Annotated in this window: 18 protein-coding genes, 2 tRNA genes and 1 pseudogene; 7 read left to right on the top strand and 14 right to left on the bottom strand. The window is 43.2% G+C overall.

Features of this window, described 5'->3' with window-relative positions; genetic code table 11:
• The first annotated feature begins 81 nt into the window (after nucleotides 1-81).
• The 3 genes from AC1DRQ_RS10650 to AC1DRQ_RS10640 all read left to right on the top strand — a co-directional run bounded on the left by AC1DRQ_RS10650 (nucleotide 82) and on the right by AC1DRQ_RS10640 (nucleotide 4114).
• Nucleotides 82-1482: a BamA/TamA family outer membrane protein gene (locus AC1DRQ_RS10650; RefSeq protein ID WP_477424248.1), complete on the top strand. Its 1401-nt coding sequence runs from the start codon at nucleotides 82-84 to the stop codon at nucleotides 1480-1482.
• Between the two features lie 87 nt (nucleotides 1483-1569).
• On the top strand, nucleotides 1570-2790 hold the full coding sequence (locus tag AC1DRQ_RS10645) for a TCR/Tet family MFS transporter (RefSeq protein WP_477424245.1): 1221 nt from the start codon (nucleotides 1570-1572) through the stop codon (nucleotides 2788-2790).
• Between the two features lie 67 nt (nucleotides 2791-2857).
• Nucleotides 2858-4114 (top strand): TCR/Tet family MFS transporter, encoded by a 1257-nt coding sequence (locus AC1DRQ_RS10640; RefSeq protein ID WP_477424244.1) that lies wholly within the window; start codon nucleotides 2858-2860, stop codon nucleotides 4112-4114.
• 67 nt (nucleotides 4115-4181) lie between these two features.
• Here the strand turns inward: AC1DRQ_RS10640 and AC1DRQ_RS10635 are convergent, their stop codons facing one another.
• Both AC1DRQ_RS10635 and AC1DRQ_RS10630 read right to left on the bottom strand, forming a co-directional pair.
• Nucleotides 4182-4781, bottom strand: coding sequence for a DUF502 domain-containing protein (locus AC1DRQ_RS10635; RefSeq protein WP_477424242.1), 600 nt, complete (start codon nucleotides 4779-4781; stop codon nucleotides 4182-4184).
• Nucleotides 4782-4898: 117 nt separating this feature from the next.
• On the bottom strand, nucleotides 4899-7361 hold the full coding sequence (locus tag AC1DRQ_RS10630) for a bifunctional UDP-N-acetylmuramoyl-tripeptide:D-alanyl-D-alanine ligase/alanine racemase (protein WP_477424240.1): 2463 nt from the start codon (nucleotides 7359-7361) through the stop codon (nucleotides 4899-4901).
• Nucleotides 7362-7420: 59 nt separating this feature from the next.
• Here AC1DRQ_RS10630 and AC1DRQ_RS10625 point away from each other — a divergent pair, with 59 nt between their 5' ends.
• The 3 genes from AC1DRQ_RS10625 (at nucleotide 7421) to AC1DRQ_RS10615 (ending at nucleotide 8182) form a co-directional block, all read left to right on the top strand.
• Complete coding sequence (locus AC1DRQ_RS10625) at nucleotides 7421-7903, top strand: regulatory protein RecX (protein WP_477424238.1); 483 nt, start codon at nucleotides 7421-7423, stop codon at nucleotides 7901-7903.
• A gap of 68 nt (nucleotides 7904-7971) precedes the next feature.
• Nucleotides 7972-8044 (top strand) — tRNA-Gly (locus tag AC1DRQ_RS10620).
• 53 nt (nucleotides 8045-8097) lie between these two features.
• Nucleotides 8098-8182, top strand: a tRNA-Leu gene (locus AC1DRQ_RS10615).
• A gap of 282 nt (nucleotides 8183-8464) precedes the next feature.
• Here the strand turns inward: AC1DRQ_RS10615 and AC1DRQ_RS10610 are convergent.
• From AC1DRQ_RS10610 to AC1DRQ_RS10555, 12 genes and pseudogenes are all read right to left on the bottom strand, one after another.
• The gene (locus tag AC1DRQ_RS10610) at nucleotides 8465-8620 is read right to left on the bottom strand and encodes a hypothetical protein (RefSeq protein WP_477424237.1); all 156 of its coding nucleotides are present in this window, start codon (nucleotides 8618-8620) and stop codon (nucleotides 8465-8467) included.
• A gap of 25 nt (nucleotides 8621-8645) precedes the next feature.
• Nucleotides 8646-8837 (bottom strand): annotated as a pseudogene (locus AC1DRQ_RS10605) (XdhC/CoxI family protein); the annotation flags it as partial.
• A gap of 222 nt (nucleotides 8838-9059) precedes the next feature.
• On the bottom strand, nucleotides 9060-9500 hold the full coding sequence (locus AC1DRQ_RS10600; protein ID WP_477424236.1) for a DUF2147 domain-containing protein: 441 nt from the start codon (nucleotides 9498-9500) through the stop codon (nucleotides 9060-9062).
• A 42-nt stretch (nucleotides 9501-9542) separates the two neighbouring features.
• Nucleotides 9543-10544 (bottom strand): NADP-dependent oxidoreductase, encoded by a 1002-nt coding sequence (locus AC1DRQ_RS10595; protein ID WP_477424234.1) that lies wholly within the window; start codon nucleotides 10542-10544, stop codon nucleotides 9543-9545.
• A 37-nt stretch (nucleotides 10545-10581) separates the two neighbouring features.
• Complete coding sequence (locus AC1DRQ_RS10590; RefSeq protein WP_477424231.1) at nucleotides 10582-11349, bottom strand: SDR family oxidoreductase; 768 nt, start codon at nucleotides 11347-11349, stop codon at nucleotides 10582-10584.
• A 22-nt stretch (nucleotides 11350-11371) separates the two neighbouring features.
• Entirely contained in the window at nucleotides 11372-12175 is an 804-nt protein-coding gene (locus AC1DRQ_RS10585; protein WP_429398117.1) for an SDR family NAD(P)-dependent oxidoreductase, read from the bottom strand.
• Between the two features lie 30 nt (nucleotides 12176-12205).
• Nucleotides 12206-13303, bottom strand: a complete 1098-nt coding sequence (locus AC1DRQ_RS10580; RefSeq protein ID WP_477424230.1) for an alkene reductase — start codon at nucleotides 13301-13303, stop codon at nucleotides 12206-12208.
• A 195-nt stretch (nucleotides 13304-13498) separates the two neighbouring features.
• Nucleotides 13499-14089, bottom strand: coding sequence for a TetR/AcrR family transcriptional regulator (locus tag AC1DRQ_RS10575; RefSeq protein ID WP_477424229.1), 591 nt, complete (start codon nucleotides 14087-14089; stop codon nucleotides 13499-13501).
• 174 nt (nucleotides 14090-14263) lie between these two features.
• A complete protein-coding gene (locus tag AC1DRQ_RS10570; protein WP_477424228.1) occupies nucleotides 14264-14845 on the bottom strand; it encodes a TetR/AcrR family transcriptional regulator in 582 nt (193 codons plus the stop codon).
• A gap of 58 nt (nucleotides 14846-14903) precedes the next feature.
• Nucleotides 14904-16196 carry a TolC family protein gene (locus tag AC1DRQ_RS10565; RefSeq protein ID WP_477424226.1) on the bottom strand — a complete coding sequence of 431 codons (1293 nt, stop codon included), beginning with the start codon at nucleotides 16194-16196 and terminating at the stop codon, nucleotides 14904-14906.
• 11 nt (nucleotides 16197-16207) lie between these two features.
• Nucleotides 16208-19315: an efflux RND transporter permease subunit gene (locus AC1DRQ_RS10560; protein WP_477424225.1), complete on the bottom strand. Its 3108-nt coding sequence runs from the start codon at nucleotides 19313-19315 to the stop codon at nucleotides 16208-16210.
• Nucleotides 19316-19324: 9 nt separating this feature from the next.
• Nucleotides 19325-20386, bottom strand: a complete 1062-nt coding sequence (locus AC1DRQ_RS10555) for an efflux RND transporter periplasmic adaptor subunit (protein ID WP_477424223.1) — start codon at nucleotides 20384-20386, stop codon at nucleotides 19325-19327.
• A gap of 295 nt (nucleotides 20387-20681) precedes the next feature.
• On the opposite strand from AC1DRQ_RS10555, the gene AC1DRQ_RS10550 reads away from it, so the two are divergent.
• The coding region (locus tag AC1DRQ_RS10550; RefSeq protein ID WP_477424221.1) for a TetR/AcrR family transcriptional regulator at nucleotides 20682-21014 on the top strand (333 nt) is incomplete at its 3' end.

The following is a 21014-nucleotide window of genomic DNA, read 5'->3' as shown; positions in this document are numbered from 1 at the left end:
TTAAAGGAGTATGATAAATCATGCTGGGATAATACTTTGATTCAAGCCTGAAAACATTTCAGGGCTTTTATGGTTTAAAATTTGATTTACTGTTATTGCAACAGATATTATAAATTAATTGAAATTTTAAACATCATCATCCTGAAAGCGCATCATATCCCAACCCATAGAAAGTTCTTTTTATTATTAAAGATTTTATTACTGCCCCTGTTTGCAGGAATTCATGGCTACGCCTATAGCCAGGTGGTAACTCCCGCCGATTCTTTGAAACGGGATTCCCTGCGCAACGACTCTATAAGAGTTCAGCAGGCAAAGGCCCTGTCTAAGCAATTTGACGTGGGCGATTTGTTCAACGATATTTTTCATCCCAACAAAAAGCCTGATCCAATTACTAAAAAATCATCTGGTATTACCATCATACCCAATGTCGCTTCAAACCCCAGTATTGGATCACAAATAGGGATCAAGGCAGTGGCCGGCAGAAAATTCGGTAATGATCCTAATACACTTCTGTCTGTGGCTGCAACATCGGCTTCTATAACCACCAAGGGCATTATTTATTTCTACATCAACCATAATGTATACACTTCAGGTAATAAGTGGAACTTTCAGGGTAACCTTGTTGTAGCCAAGACCGTTACGCCCGATTTTGGATTAGGTATAGGTCGTGGGTCCGACGCAAGTGATGTTGAACATGTGTTGACCAATCCTGAGCGTAAAGGCAGGGCACTTCATTCCGTATATTTTAACTTCAGAGAAAAGGTATACAAGGAAGTGGAGAAAAACCTTTTTGTTGGTGCCGGACTATCGTTTGATGTCAGGAAAAATATTGAAGACACAAAATCCACTGGCTTAACGCCTTACAATATTTATAGTGATGAGCATGGGTTTAGCCGGAATAGCTACAGCTCAAACGGATTTCTCTTTAACGTACAATACACCACCCGCGATAACCAGAACCGGGCGTATAAAGGGATCTATGCCGACGCAGGCATTAGGATTAATCAAACCTGGATAGGAAGTTCTAAAAGCGCGGTGCAATTTATCACCGATTTCAGAAAATACTTTAGTCTTTCAGAGGATCATCCAGAACACGTTATCGCGTTTTGGAACTGGGGATCATATTTAATAAGCGGCAACGTGCCATACCTTGAACTGCCGGGTACCGCTAAAGACGGAAGCTTCCGCAGCGGAAGGGGCTATACTACAGGTTACTTTAAAGGTACAAAATATGATTACTCAGAAGTTGAATACCGTTTTCCGATACTAAGGAACAAGTTCATCAGTGGCGTTACCTTCTTTAATTTGCAAACCGCTAATGACGAATCGGGCACCAAGCTATTTCAGGTATGGCAGCCCGGATATGGCGCGGGTTTACGTGTGCTCTTTAACAAGGCCACACGCACCAACCTGTGCCTGGATTATGCCTTTGGTAAATATGGAGCTAAGGGGTTCTTTCTGGGTTTAAATGAAGCTTTTTAAACAAACAAAAAGGTATAATCAACAAACCATCATATGTTTTGAGCAACATAAATAACTATTTAATACTAAATTGTTATTTTGCAGGCTATGGATAACACGGGAAAACCCAAAGCGCAGGCCGCATTAGGATTTATTTTTGCCACTTTATTTATTGATGTAATGGGGCTGGCTATAATTATACCGGTTATCCCCAAGTTAATTGAGCACCTGATCCATGGCGATGTAAGCGAAGCTTCCAGTTATTCGGGCTGGCTTACAGCGGTGTACGCCAGTATGCAATTCCTGTTTTCGCCACTGATAGGTAACCTGAGCGACAAGTTTGGCCGCCGCCCGGTGCTGCTATGCTCACTGCTTGGTTTTAGTATCGATTATGTTTTTATGGCCTTTGCCCCTACCATAGCCTGGTTGTTTGTGGGCCGCATTATTGCGGGCATCACCGGCGCCAGTTTCACTACTGCATCAGCCTATATTGCTGACATTAGCGCACCCGAAAAACGTGCTGCAAACTTTGGCCTGGTGGGTGTAGCCTTTGGTTTAGGCTTTATCATTGGGCCGGTAATTGGCGGCATTTTAGGCAAGTACAATGTACAATACCCTTTCCTCGCGGCCGCTGGTTTGGCTTTGATAAATGCCATATACGGTTACTTTATTTTGCCCGAATCGTTACCCAAGGAAAAACGCCGCAATTTTGACTGGAAAAGAGCCAATCCCGTTGGCTCGCTGATACAAATGAGTAAATACAAAGAGGTTATAGGCTTAGCCGTATCCTTATTCCTGGTATATTTTGCCGTACAATCGGTACAAAGTGTATGGACATTTTATACCATCAAAAAATTTGCCTGGAGCGAAGATATGATAGGCTATTCGCTGGGCTTTGTGGGCCTCATGGTGGCAGCAGTGCAGGGTGGCCTGATCCGCCTGATATTACCTAAATTAGGCGAACAACGGAGTATTTGGGTTGGTTTGGTCATATATAGTTTAGGTCTGTTACTATTTGCTTTTGCCGACAAAGGCTGGCTAATGTTTGTTTACCTCATCCCCTATTGCCTGGGTGGTATTGCAGGCCCGGCGCTGCAGGGTTACATGAGCACAGCCGTGCCCGACAATGCGCAGGGCGAGCTACAGGGCGGTCTTACCAGCCTCATGAGCTTAAGCTCCATTTTTGGGCCTTTATTAATGACCTGGGCTTTTTATCATTTCACCCGGCCTAATGCTTCTATCCAGTTTCCGGGCGCGCCGTTTATTATCGGGAGCATATTGATGCTGCTGAGCGCGTTGCTTGCTGTAAGGAGTTTTAAAAGAAATTAAACAATTTGCCACGCAAAATAGTTACCTCATATAATTAAACCTATTATAGCTTTATATTAAAAAACTTATGGATAAACCCGGCAATCAAAAAGGTAAAGCTGCATTAGGGTTTATATTCATCACTTTATTTATTGATGTATTGGGTTTAGGTATCATTATACCCATATTGCCCAAATTACTGGAGCAATTAGCCCATGTTGATCTGAGTACAGCCACCCAAATCAGCGGGTATTTAACATTTACCTATGCCTCCATGCAGTTTTTGTTCTCGCCGGTTTTAGGCAACCTGAGTGATAGATTTGGCCGGCGGCCCGTATTGCTAGGCTCTTTACTTGGCTTTGGCGTTGATTACCTGTTCATGGCCTTTGCACCCACCCTATTCTGGTTATTTATTGGCCGTGTTATAGCAGGTGTAACCGGGGCCAGCAGCACCACCGCCACGGCTTATATTGCCGACGTGAGCACAGGTAATAAACGGGCCGCGAACTTTGGCCTGGTTGGGGCCGCATCAGGGTTAGGCTTTATTTTGGGGATAGGGATGGGTGGCTTTTTAGGGGCCATCAGCGTAAAACTCCCCTTTATTGTGGCGGCTGGTTTGGCATTGTTAAATGCCCTTTACGGTTTCTTTGTACTACCCGAATCATTAGCTCCCGAAAACCGGCGCAAGTTTGAATGGAAACGCGCAAATCCTATAAGCGCGTTAACCCGTTTAGGTAAATACGATATTTCTATAAGCACACTGATCACGGCATTTACCATAGTTTATATCGGACAAAAAGCCGTAGAGAGTACACTGCCGTTCTTTTTAATTGAAAAATATCAATGGACCCTGAGCAGCATAAGCGGTCTGGGTATATTTATAGGTATTTTACTGGTAGGCATACAGGGCGGGCTGATACGCATAGTGATACCAAAACTTGGCCTGGAGAAAAGCGTTATAGCAGGTATGGCCTTTTATACTATAGGCTTAATATTTATCGCTTTCAATAACATCGGCTGGATGATGTATGTATACATGATCCCCTATTGTTTGGGTGGGATATCAGGCCCGGCTTTGCAAGGTTTTATCACCGAAAAAATTGCCCCCAATGAACAGGGCGAACTACAGGGAGCATTAACCAGCCTGGTAAGCGTAACCACCATTATCGGGCCGTTACTAATGACCAGCCTGTTCCATCATTTTACCATGAAGGGTGCAGCAGTTTATTTTCCGGGAGCTCCCTATTTAATGGGCGCTGTATTAATGCTGCTTAGTATTTTACTGGCGATAAGAAGTTTTAGGAAAGCAGAAAGCTCAAAGCTTAAAGCAAAAAGCTTTACTTAGTACTCATACGTATTACGCGTGTAATTCAAAGCTTTCTGCCTTAAGCTTTGAGCTTTTTGCTTTAAACCTATTTATGATCCAGTCCGCTTACACCGCCTGATATTACGAACTTCATCATATCGGCCGCGCTCTTGTCAATGTGTTTTACTTTATCGGCCGATATAATAACTACCTGCCCCGCAAAGGAGTAGGAATATGGGAAATATACGGCAACCTCGCCGGGCAGGTTTAAGGATGTAAGGTCTTTTTGAACAATAAACCCTATCTTCTTCAACCCAAATTCATTTACCTCTACTAAAACAGGCTCGTTAAATTTTTTCTCGTCGCCTACAATGGCCTCAGTCAGATCTTTTATAGATGAGTACAGGAATTTAATTAAAGGCAGGCGGTTTAGCCAGCGGTTAAACCAGCGTTTAATAGGATCGGTAACTACATTGGTAACCAGTATACCGGCTACCATGATAACCACAACCACATTTAAAATACCCAGACCCGGAATGTATATGTGTTTACCGTTCTTATCCACCCATAAAACATCGCTTAAATTCAAAGCTTTATCAATGGTGGATACCGCCCAGTAAATTAAAAAAAATGCCGCGCCTATAGGCACTACAATGATTAGTCCTTTTACAAAATACCTTAATAAAGCTCCGGCTAATCTGTTCATAAATGCAAATTTAGTATCAAGTAGTTAGTATCAGGTATCAAGTAACCTGCTTTTTTTAAAATCAGCATCAAAAATCCTGATACTTGACACTAACTACTTGATACACAAAGACTGATACTATTCATAAAAGTACACTCTTTTTACCCGTTGCGAAACATTAGTTAAAATTTCGTACGGAATGGTGCCTATTTGCTTTGCCAGTTCTTCAATACGCAGACGTCCATCAAAAATGATCACTTCGTCGCCCTCGCTTACATCAAGACCGCTTACATCAAGCATACACATATCCATAGTAATATTGCCCACAGTAGGTACCAGCGTACCCTTTACCAGCATCTTACCTACCCCGTTGCCAAAGGCGCGCAGGTATCCATCGGCATAACCAATGCGTACAGTTGCTATTTTACCGTCTTTTAATAAACTGCCACTGCGGCCGTAACTAATGGTATCGCCTGCTCCAATCTTTTTAACCTGGGCGATGCTTGTTTTTAAACTGGCAATGGGCTGTAAAGCATTTTCTGCAACCGGAACAGACGAATCAATACCATATAACCCAATGCCCAGCCGCACCATATCATAATGTGCCGATGGCCAGCGGATGATGCCCGCGGTGTTACATATATGTTTGATCACTTTATAACCCAGCGTTTTTTCTATCTCCTTAAAAGCTTTTTCAAAGCGCTTGATCTGCTTTTTACTAAACTCGTCATGCTGTTTTGCCTCGCTTGCCACCAGGTGTGAAAACACCGATTGTACACGGATGTACCTGTTCGCCTCCAGCATATCGCAAAGGGTTTCAATGTCCAGATTTTCAAAACCCAGACGGTGCATACCTGTATCAATTTTAAGGTGTACAGGGTAATTTACAATACCACGTTCCTGCGTGTACACCACAAAATCATCCAGCAGGCCAAAACTGTAAATTACCGGTTCAAGTTTATGTTCCGTTAGCTTATCAAATGCCGATGCCTCGGGGTTAAGCACCATCATGGGCAGATTAATGCCTGCCTGGCGCAGGGCCACTCCTTCGTCAATATAGGCAACCGCCAGGTAATCAACCTTGTTATACTGCAACATGTTGGCCACCTCAAAAGTGCCGCTGCCGTATGAAAAGGCTTTAACCATAGCCATCACCTTTACACCTGGTTTTAATTTTGACCGGTAAAAATTAAGATTACTGAGGAGGGTATTCAGGTTAATCTCCATTATGGTTTCATGTGCCTTTTGAGTAAGGGCACCACTGATGCGCTCAAATTCAAAACTCCTTGACCCTTTGATCAGGATGGTTTCTTCCTTAAAATTAAGCGTTTTTAATTGCTGTAGTAAGGCTGGTGTATCCTTAAAAAAATGCTGTTCGGCAATGTCAAAACATGCCTGGTTATTCATGAGCGCGTCACCTACACCGATGAACTTATCAATGCTTTTTGTACCTATTAAATTGGCAACCTGACAGTATAAAACTTCCTGAGAAAGACCGGATTGCAATATATCCGATAGGATGAGCGTCCGTTTCTGATGCTGATTTTGCTGGCTCAAAAAATTAAGCGCAATCTCCAGCGATTGCAGATCTGAATTATAGGAGTCATCAATAACGGAGCAGTTATTTACACCGTTCTTCAACTCCAACCGCATACTTACCGGGTTAAGTCGCTCAATACGGTCGTCGGCCTCAACCGGACTGTACCCTAAAGCCAACATGGTAGCCCAGCAGGTAATGGCGTTTTCGATAGATGCCAGGTCTGAAAAAGGGATCAGGCATTCGATCTCTTTTTTCTGAAAATAAGCCCGCAGGTAGTATTTTTTGGAGATAGCCGTTTCGCTGAAAACATACAGATCGGCCTGCTTAAACTTACGGCTCCAGGTAAAAGTTTCCTTAACCGGGATATCCTTTGTAAAGTCGATAAGCTGATCGTAATTATAAATAAGCTGTTTGCTGTTTTTAAATAGTTTCAGTTTTTCCAGTACTTTTTGGCGCCTATCTGTAAAGCCTTCATCATGCGCGGGGCCTATATGCGTGAGCACCCCTATTTGTGGTTTGATGATAGCTTGCAGCTTGTCCATTTCGTTTATGGTAGAGATACCGGCTTCAAAAATACCCAGATCATTCCGGTTGTTTATTTGCCATACCGAAAGCGGCACACCAATTTGCGAGTTATAACTTTTAGGATTCCGTACAATATTTTTATCGGCCGCCAATAATTGGTAAAGCCACTCCTTAACTATGGTTTTGCCATTGCTTCCTGTTATGCCTATCACCTCCAGCTTAAACTGGCCGCGATGATAAGCAGCCAAAGTTTGTAAAGCCACCAGTGGATCATCAACCAGCAAAAAATTTGCACCGGGTAAATTAAATTCGGCACCCTGCTTCACCACAAAATTACGCACACCGGCTGCATAGGCCTCGGCAACAAACTCGTGCCCGTTACGCCTGGCGCTCAATGCAAAAAACAATCCTTCGGCGGCGTTGCTGATGCGGCGACTATCGGTTAACAGCGTACTGATGGTGCATTCCTTTACTATATTGCCGTCTGCATTAATGATTTGTTTAACCTCGGTTATGGCGTATTGATTACTATGCATGGTACGAATTTGCTTATATTATCTAACAATAGAAGAATTTTTAACGAATTTTGACATTGATGGACGCCCCCAAAACAATTAAGATAGCCGACCCAAAGGTTGCGCTGGCAAAGGCCGAGCATTTTTGCGCCTACCAGGAGCGGTCGCAGCAGGAGGTGCGTGATAAGTTATACGAATGGGGACTTTGGCCCGACGCCGTTGAACAAACCATAAGTAAGCTGATTGAAGGGAATTTTTTAAACGAGGACCGCTTTGCAAGGGCCTACGCCAAAGGTAAATTTGGCCAAAAGGCCTGGGGAAAAATTAAAATAAAACAGGGCCTTAAATTTAAACGGGTACCCGATGTATTGATAAAAAAAGCGCTGCTAACCATTGATGCTGATGACTATTTAGCGGCCCTGACCAGGATACTGGAGAAGAAGGCGGCTACATTAAGTGAAAAAAATGCACTCAAGCGCCGGTACAAGCTACAGCAGTATGCCATGGGCCGCGGATATGAGGCCGACCTGGTTGCTGACGTTTTGAAAGCCAGCGACTTATAAAAAAAATTAAATTTTTTAATATTTCTCCTTGCAGAATATGCTTTTCTGCCTATATTTGCACTCCCAACGCGAAAGTAGCTCAGTTGGTAGAGCACGACCTTGCCAAGGTCGGGGTCGCGAGTTCGAATCTCGTCTTTCGCTCAAAGCCCTTCCTGTCAAAAAGAAGGGTTTTATTTTTAAAAGGTTAACCGCCTGCTCAGATGGTGGAACTGGTAGACACGCAGGACTTAAAATCCTGTTCCCGTAAACGGAGTGCGGGTTCGATTCCCGCTCTGAGTACTTAGACAGAAATGCAAGTTTGTAATAGTTTGACTATCAACAACTTGCATTTCTTGTTTTTAATAGATTTTGTTGACCTCCTCAATAAAACAACTTAAACGAATATTTTACCTTACTAATTATCAACTATTTACAAAACAAAGATGTTTTCATTCCCATCCTCCCCCTGTTTTGTTGATAGTCGAACACGATAACTAATTAATTGTCAATTATTTATAACCCTTAAATGCTTTGCATTCCCATGCAGTCCCACAATATCAGACCATTGAACACCTTAACTCGCTATAAACCAATCTCTTTCTTAATTATCTTAACAATTATTTCTACAACTTTATTTAACAATGCTTCCTCGCTACCTGTATAGATATTTCTATCTATAGATTTCGCTTTCAATGGGCGGTTTGCTATTCTTTTGGCTTTTCTTTTTGTTATTTTCATATTGCAGCTATTATCATTAACGCTGTTATTCTTCAAAAATGACTTTGACTTCTTCATCATGAATCGGCATTGATTTTACTTTCAGCGAACGCCCGTTTCTTTCGGAGAACAATGCCTTAATCTCGGCTACAATGGAAAGTGCTATTTCTTCAGCTGTTTCTGAATCGATGTCCAAACCCACCAGGCCGTAAATTTTGGCCCGCGATTCTTCTGGGGTGTTATCAAACTTTGATGCTCCTTTTTTAACAACTCTTTTGGCTGGTCTTTTTTTGACATTTTAAAAAATATTAACTAAAGACTCATCACAATCAACCGCCCATCAGTTTACAATGAAATTATCTTTATATTTTGTTATTGATAAAAAGTACAGAATGAAACTTTGACTGAGATGAGGAATAATTACTAACTGGTTTTGAATGTCATTTAGCTGTGACAAACATTATTTTACCTTTTCCCAAACACTTGTCCGGCCAAATAGCGATACTCCTATGTATCCCCTGATATTTAGTTTATCATCCTTTAGTTTCAATGTACAACTGTATGTTTTACCGCTATAAGGATCATAGATCTGACCACCATCCCAGGCTCGATCATGATACGTAAAATCGTAAAGCATGATCAGATCTTTGAGGTTACGGGACCTTAATTTTTCATTTTTATTTTTAACATCTTTCCGGGAAGTAATTCCATCCGGTTCGTACATCGTTTTGCCCCAGACCAGCTTGCCGAAATATTTGCCGTTTGCTTTATAAACATCAATTTTACCCGTCTTATCTTCGCTCATCCATACGCCTAAGATCTTATCGGCTCCGGGAGTTTGTGCAAACGCTTTTGCTACTGTAAAAAGGCATAGCAATAATATTATTCTTATCTTTTTCATTATTATGTGGGTTTAAGACATTGTGTTGGGCAAGTAACAACGTTATTTAATTTTGACAACAACTTTTCCTTTAGCACGGCCGCTTTCAACATAGGCAATCGCTTCCTTGATCGATTCGAACGAGAAAATTTTGTCTATAACCGGTATTATTGTACCGGAGTTTATAAGCGAGGTGATTTCCTTTAACTGGGGGCCGCTGGCCTTCATAAAAAGAAATGAAAAGCCCACATTAAGCCGTTTTGCCTTCTTTCTTACTCTGGCGCTCAAAAGGCGCATGATTAATTTTACGTACCAGGGTGCTCCGATTTCTTCTGCAAAATCAGGATCAGGCGGACCGGAAATTGAGATGAGTTTTCCGCCAGGTTTTAAAACGCGAAGCGACTTTTCGAGCGTCTTTCCATCCTGACTATTCAAAACCAGGTCATAACCATGCAATACTTTCTCAAAGTCGTCTTTCTTGTAGTCTATAACCACATCTGCGCCCAGGCTTTTCACCAACTCAATATTGGCTGTACTTGTGGTTGTGGCCACCGTGGCTCCCAGGTACTTTGCCAGTTGAATGGCAAATGTACCTACACCACCAGAACCGGCCTGGATGAACACTTTTTGCCCTTTCTTCAGACTCCCTTTTTCAATCAGTGCCTGCCAGGCGGTAAGGCCTACCAGAGGGATAGATGCGGCTTCTTCCATGCTCAGTTTTTTTGGCTTAAGCGCCACATCGGCTTCCTTAATGGCAATGAACTCCGCAAACGTGCCAATGTGATGATCTGCCGGTCGTGCGTAAACCTCGTCTCCAACTTTAAATTGGTGAACCCGTGCCCCAACCTTAGTTACAACACCCGCCACATCATGGCCTAAAACGAATGGAGTTTTATAAGGCAAAATAAGTTTGAACTCCCCGCTTCTGATCTTGGAATCCAGCAGGTTTATAGCAGTGGCATGTACTTCTACCAACACCTCATCCGCCTGTGGTTCCGGAGCAGGTATTTGCCCGATGCGCCCGCCATCTTTGCTTTTATATTTATCAATGATGAATGCTTTCATTTTTTTTAATGTTTAAAATATATAGTGGGATTAAGTTCTATGATGCTAATACCGCGTAACTTTTCTTAGGGTTAATCAAACCAAAAGTCATTGTTGGAAAAAGCCGGTTGAGTATATAAACTGCTTTGGTATCACCGGCACGAATGGTAAGCTGATCCTTCTTGATACCTGCAATCAGCGCTTTCACCAGGTCTTCCGTAGTCATTTTTTTGTCGTTCCGGCCAGCGGTCATTTCTGTAGCAACAAGCGGGGGCAAAAGTTCAAAAACTTTGACGCTGCTGTTCAAAATCTGGAGGTGCTTTCTCAATGTTTTCGTGTAAAATTGTAATGCTACTTTGGATGCTGAATAAGTCGCCTCCAGCAATGCAGGAACATAACTGAGTATTGAAGTCGTATTGATAATGGCGCTGTCTTTCCTCGATTTCAACATATCGATAAACAAATTGTTAAGCCGGATTACCCCGAGGTAATTGACGTTCATTTCATATGCCGCGTCCTCAAAATGCTGACTATTGGCCATTCCAAGGTTAATGGGGTCAGTCAACACTCCCGCGTTATTGTATAAAATGTCTATACCGCCCATTTGCTGTACCTGTTTGAAAAGCTTTTGTGCATCACCTGCGTCTGATACATCACTTTTAACGGCCGTAATTGCCGGGTATAGTTTCTTTGCTTCATCTAATTTCCCCTGGTTTCTGCCGGTGATAATCACATTGGCGCCATTGGCTAAAAATTGTTTCGCTGCTTCCAGCCCGATACCTGATGCACCTCCTGTGATCAATACCGTTTTTCCTTTCAATTGCATGATTTAATTTCTATTGTTAATTCTATTTTGAAGCATTAATCGATTTCAGAATGGATTTCTCGAAAACCTTATAGGCGAAGTGTTGAAGCAGGAGTACGATTGATGATCCTTTTCCGACAGGGTAACTAAATTTTGGATTTATTTCTTTCACTGTTTGCAATAAAGTAGCGATAACCGGTGCAGGGTCGGGTGCATTATCAAATGACTTTTTGGTATATGCGGTGACCTTTTGCCGAAACGGGTCATAGTCTGTGATGGTTCCTTTTGCGACAGTTCCACTTTCGCCGATATTGGTTTTGAACGCGATCGGCTCAACCATAACCACCTTGATGTTAAACTGGTTCAATTCAAACCGGAGCGATTTAAAATAACCTTCGAGTGCATGTTTGGAAGCCGCGTAGTAGGCCACATTTGGAAGACTCAATAAGCCCAGCAGGGAACCAAGTGTGATTATTTTTCCATGTTTTTGCTTCCTGAAGTAGGGCAATAACTCGTTAGTTAATTTGATGGTTCCCCAAAAGTTGGTTTCAAACTGCTGCCTGCCTAACTCAATAGGGGTTTCCTCGGCAAGTCCGTTTACTAAGTAACCCGCGTTGTTGATCAGCACATCTAATTGTTTGATCTCACTGAACAGTAGCTTGCCAAAAGATGCTATGGAATGGTCATCATTTAAATCCAATGGCAGTACCTTAAATGGTAATTTTGCCTGGTGCTTTTCCGGATCCCGGCTTGTGCCAATTACCTGATAGCCATTTTCGTGGAGCTTGCTGGCGACAAGCAGCCCGATGCCCGATGAGGCACCTGTGACTAAAATTGTTTGTTTCATTTTCTTTGTTTTTAATGTTGTTTTCGCTACCTATAATTGAGCCAGCGTTGGATAATCTGTATAACCTTTTTCCCCTGGCGTATAGAAGGTTGATGGGTCGGGCTGACTAAGCGGCGCGCCTGTTTTAAAACGCTCGACAAGATCCGGGTTGGCAATAAAGGGAACCCCGAACGATACCAGGTCAGCATCTCCATCATTTAATACCTGGTTGGCCGTTTCGTTATTAAATCCGCGGTTAATGATGATCGTGCCGTCATAAATCGGGCGATAGCGTTTGGCAACTTCCTCAATAGCCCAAAGATTGCCTGAAACATCGGTAAAAGGCTCGGTCAGGTGCAGGTAAGCCAGGTCATATTCATTTAATTTGGCAATGATGTAATCGTGTACGGCCATCGTTTCCTCATCCAGCATCATACCCTGGATACCATGCAGGGAAGGGTTTAATCTTACGCCGACTCTCCTGATGTCGATTACCGTGTGCAGTTCATCCAGTATGTCAAATAATATGCGCGCACGGTTCTTAATGGAGCCGCCGTACAGATCCTGGCGTTTATTGGAATAAAGATTGAAGAACTGGTGTAGCAGGTAACCATTGGCTGCATGCAGTTCAACACCATCAAAACCTGCGTCCACCGCGTTTATGGCAGCCTGTTTAAAATCATTAATGGTCTTTTGGATCTGTTCCAGCGTCATCGCCCTGGCATCTACCGTCTCCTTAAAACCTTCGGGCGTGAATGCCTGGGCCAGGGGATTGAGTGCTGAGGGTGCCAGCGGTAGCTCCCCGTCAAGCAGATCAGGATGCGATAAGCGTCCTACGTGCCATAACTGAGCGAAAATTTTTCCACCTTGCTGATGTACCGCGTCTGTTACCAGCTTCCAGCCTTCAATCTGTTCTTCTGTATAGATGCCAGGTACATTCATGTATCCTACAGCCTCGCGGCTGACGTAAGTTCCTTCTGTAATGATCAGACCGGCCGAAGCACGCTGCCGATAATAAAGAGCTGTTAATGCTGTGGCCACATTACCTGGATTAGCTGATCGGCTTCGGGTCATTGGTGCCATTACCAGGCGGTTGCTCAGTGAAAGGCCATTTAAATTAAACGGCTCAAAAATTAGTTGGTCATTCATTTTTTTAATTTTAATAGTATTAGTTGTTGTTAAGTGAGGCTCGTTGTTTAATTGTTATTTTATACTTTTTAGTATATTTTAGCTTGCTGCAATTGCTTCTTTAATTATAAATCATAGAGATTCAGTTATCGAAATAGGCGGATATTATATTGGTGTACAAAAAAGACTTTTTAGTATATTCTATATCAAAAAAAATCACAATGCATAACTTTCCAATTCAGCCTTCAGGCTTTTGAGCAAACCCGCCATCGGTTTTGCCGTGTTCATCGCCCTGCACATAACAACGGCCCCTTCAACAGCTGCCACCGCTTTGAATGCATAACCAGCAGGGTCAAGTTTGTCAGAAAATTCACCATCGGTAATGCCTTGGCTTAAAACACTTACGAATATTTCCTGCCCATGGCGAATGACACCGGCTATCTTTTCTTTAATAGCCGGAAAGTTATCATCGGATTCCACCGCAATATTAAATACCGGGCATCCGCCTTTAAGGTAAGTATTCAGAGGATCTCTATAAAAATCGAGAAAGGCAAATACTTTAGCCTTCGCTGTTTTACCCTTGCTGATAGTTAACAGCATTTTCTCGCCGTTAGTATTCAGCATAAAATCAACAACCTGTAAGGCCAGGTCTTCCTTGCCTTCAAAATGACCGTAAAGGCATCCTTTAGTCAATTTTGTGGCAGCAAGCACGTCGTCTATATTAGCGCCGGATATTCCTTTCTGATTAAAGATAGGGGCTGCTGTTTCCAGGATGAATTGCTTTGTTCTTTCGGCTTTAGTAAGCATATTGATAAATTTTCGAAACAAAAATATACTAAAAGGTTTATTAAAAGAAACTTTTTAGTATATTTTAATTCTTTTGATTTAAAGATGACAATCATTATGATCCAGATGATTAACTGAAATGGCACTATTGGATTTGTACCGCACCAGAAGTTTTACGAAGAGAATATTTCGCTTTTACTTACCATAGTCCGCGAGAAGACGACGTCCGTAATTGGTAATTATGCCGTTTATAAATAATTGGAGCGCTTCAAATATTTCATCCTGGTTCTTTAAGTTATTAAACAGATAAAAGTCTGTTACCGATACATAAATGGCCGCTGTGCCAGGAACATCCAAGCCCCGCCGATACAGCCCCTTTATTACGCCGTCTGATAAATTTGATTCAATAACCATTTTCAGGTGATTAGTTTTAAAGTCATGAAACGCTCTCAGCGCCCTTGGGTACCTTCTCAACATCAGGTCGTTAAAAAGGTACCGTAAGGCGATCAGATATTTAAAAAGGCCCTGTTGAAGAACCAGCTCCTGTACAGGGTCATCCGAGGCATCGATATTTGAGCTGATGATATTTTTAGATTGTCCGATCAGCTGGTCAACTACAGTATCGACAAGGATTCCTTTATTGGCAAAACATTGGTAGACGGTTTTCTTCGACATACCGGCAGCCTTCGCCACTTCATCCATCGTTACACTGATAATGCCATGCCTGATAAAAAGCTCAATTGCATGATCAATCAGGCGTTTTCTTTTATCTTCCATTCCGGTTGCTTTAGTTGTTGCTTCCAACGCTTCAAGGATGCTATTCTTCAGATTCGCCTCAGGGCTGATTTTCGGTTTTCGCGGTAACATAATTATATATGGCTGACCTTACATAAAAATCAGCAAATGCGGTAGCAACCGTGCTTGAAGCCTGCTGATAAGCGGTTTGGGCATCCAGTACCTCAGAAATGGTAGCCAAGCCAGCTTTGTAATTATCCTGGTTAACTTTCAGATTTTCGGTAGCCTGCTCCAGGTTGTCTTTGGCATAGTGGATCTGCGTCAGCTGGTCCTGCATGTCATACCAGTAGCGTATTATTCCTACCCGCAGCTGGTTCTGCCCGTCGCGGTAATCATTGCGGGCGATTTCTTCGTTGATCCTGCGCTGACTTACCTTTTGCTTACCACGCCCCCACAACCCGTTTGATATCGGGATGCTGAGGGTTGCAAAACTGGCCGGCGAGAAATTACTTCCTATGCCACTGCGGATAGAACCTACTTGTGATGCACTCAAACCAACTGCTAAACTTGGCAGGTTATCGCCATTAGCTAAACGGGTTTGTAATTGTTCGCCTGCTACGCGCTTGGTCAGCAACTGGTAGTTGGCATTTTTGTCTAAGGTGGTATCGGGCTGTAAGGCAGGCAATACCGGCGTACTGTTTTTATTCAGAGTATCCTGCATCACCATCAGCGAATCGAAAGCAATGCCTGTGTATACCGAGAAATCAAGCAGGGCAACGCGGCGGCCGTTCTGCAGTTTGCTTTTATTCACCAGCAGTTGGCTCAACTGAACTTTTACTTTCAGCAGGTCATTACGGGCTATTAAACCGGAGGCCAGCATGTCTTTCTGCATCTTCAGCACAGTGTTAAGCAGGGTTTCGTTAACCGCCAGCGTTTTTTGCTGCTCCTGAATGTTAACCAGGTTCCAGTATTTTTGCTCAGTGAGCAACAATACCGAATCTGCCGATTGCTTTTTCCGAATCTCGCTCACCTGCAGTTGCAGTGCCGCTAACTGGTTGCCCGTTTTAATTTTGCCACCGGCATAAAGCGTTTGTGTACCTGTAACCCCTAACGTGTAGAAGTTATTAATGCCTTTTGTTAAAACATCAGGAATAGCTGGGATAATATCCTTAAAGCCAAACAATCCTATGCCCGTTCCGCTGACCGATGGCAGATAATCCGACTTGGCAGCCGCCACATCAGCTTTTGCGGAATTCACCCGTAACTGGCCGTTTTTAAGTGCATAGCTATAGGCTATGGCCGCCTGCTTACTTTCCTGCAGGGATATGGTGTGCTGCTGGGCATTTGCCTGCAAGCCGGTTAATATAATGATGGATATGATTAATGATTTCATGATTTGTAAACTTATGCGGTTGCGGTTTCAGGTGTTTCGTTCGCCGGGTTGATTTTGTCCTCCTTACGGAAGAATAGCCAGTATAGCGTTGGCAGCACGAATAAGGTCAGCAACATGGATAACAGTAACCCGAAACAGATCACAGTACCCAACGGCCCCCATAAGGATGACCTGCTGATCACCATCGGGATTACACCAACTGCCGCTGCCGAAGAGGTTAAAAAGATTGGTCGCATCCTGCGTTCGGCAGAAAGTTTAGCAGCTTCAAAAACAGATTTACCTTCGTGCAATCGTAGTTCTTCCGCAAAATCTATCAGGATGATACCATTACGAACTACAATTCCGCAGAGCGCAAGTAAACCGAGGAATGAGGTAAAGCCAAACGGGTAGCCCATGATCAGCAAGCCGGACGAAGCGCCCAATAAGCTTAATGGCATGGTGGTAATACTCAGCAGTGCATGTTTAAGGTGTTTAAAGTGCCATAATAAAATCAGGAATATCAATATGATACTTACACCAAGCGCGGTACCCATCGGGCCCTGGTTCTCTCCCTGCAATTCCAGTTCGCCCCCGTAACGCAGTTCAACGCCGGCAGGAAGTTTTATTTTTTCGATGGCCGGTTGCAGGTCCAGCAATACGGCATTGGCAACAGCTTCCTGGGTTACATCCATACGCACGGTAAGCGTACGTACACTGTTCCTGCGGGCAATCTGGCCATCATTCCACTCCGGGTTGACGTCTGCTACTTGCCTTAGCGGTATCAGGGATTTAGTTTGCGGGGAAACAATATTCAAGTCACGCAGGGCCGACAGATCACTCCTGGAAGCTTTAGGCGATTTGATCTTTACATCTACCGCGTAATTGTTTTCCCAAACCTGTGTGGCTGTTATACCTTCCGAATGCAAGGCTACCGCATTGGCGATATCGCTTTTGCTTAATCCAAGCCGTGCAGCTTCCGCTGTTTTTACATCTATTTTAAGGGTTGGCTGTATCTCGTTATAATCTGTCCGGGCCCAGGTAACCTGTTTATGCGTTTTACCAATGGCTAAAACCTGGTTAGCTACCTGTTTTAAGGCTGGAATATCATTTCCGCTGATCCTTACCTCGATAGGTGCCAGCGCGTTGATCATGTTTAATTGTTTCATCCGAACATAAGCAGCCGGAAACAGGTTACTGTATTTTTGCTGATAGTCAACAATCACCTCTGCGGTTGCGTCTTCAGACACTGTTTTGATCAGGATCTGCGCATAATTTTTTGACGGAAGATTTGGCGCATATACCGAGTGGAAACGCGGTGAACTACTGCCGATAAAGCTGGTATAATTAAGGATACGTTTATCCTGCTTTAATATCTTTTCCATTCCCTTCACCACGCTGTCTGTTTGCGAAAGCCTGTAGCCCGATGGCAGATAGATCTCCATTGCAAATTGGTTTCGCTCTACTTTAGGAAACAACTGCTGCGGCAATACCCCCATAATTCCTATGCCGATCACTACCGACAGCACCGCAAAAAACACAGTTAGCTTATAGTGTTTCATAGAATTACCGATATGGCTGTTAAAGAAATCCTGCAATCGGTCCAGGAAAGATCTTTTTTCATCCGCCTTATTATGCAGCAGGCCTTTTTTGATGAACAGCGTATTGAAAAATGGCACCACCATCATGGAGATGATCAGCGACAGTGTCAAAGCGATCATGATGGTTACCGGGAACAACCGGATAAAATCTTTAGCCGTACCGGTCATAAAAAATGCCAGTGGTACAAAGGTTGCTGATATGGCCAGCGTAGCGGTAAATACCGATGGGAACAATTCTTTGGCGCTACTAATGGCGGCATCCCAAACAGACATGCCATGATCCAGCTTTTCTACGTGGTTATCAATCACTACAATGGGGTCATCAACTACAATCCCCAGCACCACAATCAATGCGGCAAGCGTAACGGTATCCAGCTCTATGCCGGCCATATACATAATGCCCAGCGTTGCGGCTATGGTAATAGGGATAGTTGCTGCAGCAACCGCGGCAACCCTAAATGGCAGCAACAGCAATGCAACGCACACCACGCCGATAAGCGCAAAAGCAAACTCTTTCATAAAGTGGCTGATCGAATCATCCACGACCTCCGGTTGATCTGCCAGTTTTACCAGTTGAATATCAGGCGGCAGGTGCTGTTTTACTTTTTCGATATGCTCTTCCAGTTCCTTACCAAACTGCACAATGTTTTTACCGGCGATCATTTCCAGCGATATCACGATGGATTTGGTGCCGTTGGATGTTACATAGCTGTCCGGCTCGTCATACTCGCGTTTCAATGTCGCTACATCACGAAGGCGCACCGAATTGCCGTTAGCGTCCTGCCTGATGATCTGCTCGGCAAGTTCGGCCTCGGTTTTATAGTAGGTGCTTAAATGAATGGGCTCATCTATCACCTTTCCTTCCACTTTACCGGTGGCATTAATTGCGCCTTCATTTTGCAGCACCTGCATCACATTATTAACAGATACCCCCTTTTGCAGCAGTTTATTATTATCTACATAAATGGTGATCTGCTCGTTCAGGTTGCCGGTATGGGATATCTTGGCAACATCCTGTACCTGCCTCAGTTCTGCCTCTATGTCTTCCACATTACGGAGCAATTCTTTATAAGGCCGTGTCTTTGATTCTACGGACAAAAGCATGGCAGAGGTATTGCCGAAATCACTGTCGATATAAAACCCTTTAACTTCTTTAGGGAGCTGGCTTTGCAGTATCAGCATCCCGTTTTTGATCTTATTCCAAAAGGCTTTGGTTTGGATGGCATTTTGGTTATCCGCTACCTCTACAAAGATGTACATTACGCCATCCCGCGAAAAGGAGTAAGTTTTTTTCTTGTTAACCTCGTTGTTACTAAAAAGGTATTCCTCTACTTTTTTTGTCAGCTGCTCTTCTACCTGTTTGGATGAAGCGCCGGGGTATTGCCCGACAATAAGACCCTGCCTGATAGTGAAATCAGGGAATTCGTTTCGTGGCATATTGAAAAGCCCGGATAAACCAAGCAGTACGAGTATGGCCGAAAGCGCAAGCGGGAATACATGGTACTCCATTGCCCATTCAATTAAATTTGAGTTCTTTTTCATGATATGGGCTTATTTACTGACAATGACAGGGGTTTGATCGGCAAGCTTCTGGTAACCAGAGGTGATCACCTGCTCATTACCCGATAGCCCGGATTTGATCGTAATGCCGTTACTGTAAAGCTGACCGGTAATTACATCTTTCCGCACTGCCTTATGCGTTGCACCCACTATATAGAGAAAGCTGGCTCCTTTTTCGTCCACCTGAACAGATTGCACCGGAACAATGACTTCTTTAATATCATTAGAAGAAGCGACAGCCCCGGCGGTTTTGTTAAACACCACTTTACAAAGCATGCCGGGCCTTAACTTCATATCATTATTGGCAAGCGATATTTTAAGATTATAATTAGCGCTGCCGTTAAGCGCTAAAACGCCGACTTCGGTTACGTTGCCCTGCAAAGGCTGATTCCCTAAGGCATCAATTTTTACCGTAGCCGGAGTTCCTGTTTTATAGTGATTAATTTCACTTTCGGGCACTGCTACCAGCACCTTCACCGAACGGGTATCCAGCAACTGCAAAACGGGCTGCCCAGGGTTAGCTACGGCTCCTGCTTCGGCTTTCTTTTCACCAATATACCCGCTTACCGGTGCATAAAGGTGTGTATGGGCTATATTTTGGTAGGTTGCGCGGGCGGCAGAGGTTGCCTGTTCATAATTTGATCTGGCTTCCAGCATTTTTATTTCGGAAATGCTGCCTTTTTTAAATACATCGTTGATACGGGTATAATTTTCTTCGGCAAGTTTAGCCTGCGCCAGCTGTGCGTTATACTGGTTGCGGTATACCGTTTCATCTACAGCGCCTACCAGTTGTCCTTTTTTAACGTAATCGCCGGTTAGCACCGGGAATGACAGGATAGTTCCGGAAACCTGAAAGCTTAAATCGATTGTCTTTTCGGCTTCAAGTGTTCCGTCGTAAACGATCCGGTCGCCGGTTGACATGGAATCCGCACTCAAATTGAATACGTTTACCGCTAAAGTGTCCGGCCCGTTCTTTTGCTCTTTTTTACCTGAGCAGCCGGAAATCCAGATAGCGGCCATCATCGCTCCTGCAAGTGTAAGTTTGGTTTTCATATAATTAATTGAACATTATTTGTATTTATGTCGATTGTTATTTCATTGTTTATTAATCCCGCAACTGATTGTGTTGAGCTATAAAAAATTCAAACGAGAACTTAATTTCTAACTTTCACTCTCATTTAGAAAGTGTATTTGATTAAATAGCAAGTTTAAAAGATTTCGACAAATATACATTATTTGTTTTTATGATGTTTTTAATAATTGTGTCATATTACTAATTCGACATAATCCGGCTAAACCTTTAAACGGCAAAAAAAGTCACAAACAAAAATTGTATTTTTGTCGAATCATGAAAGCAGATCAAAACGATAGCATAAGAGAAGAGATCATCACGGCAGCCGACGCGGTATTTGAGCGTTACGGCTTCGTAAGGGTATCTATGCAGGATATATCAAATGAATGCAAAAAAGGCCGGAGTACACTTTATCATTACTTTAAGAACAAAACAGAGGTACTTGACGCTTTATGTCACAAAATATTTTCCCAATGCCTGGAGGAAAGCAAAGCCACGATAAGCAAACGACGTTCTTTTTCGGCCAATATAGAATCATTTAATGAGGTAAAGATCAAACGCCTGCGCGAAGTGGTTTTAAAATATAAGCTGGTTATTGAGGATATGAGG

Source organism: Mucilaginibacter sp. P4_E8, assembly GCF_056401495.1.
This window is presented reverse-complemented; position numbering and strand designations above follow the sequence as displayed.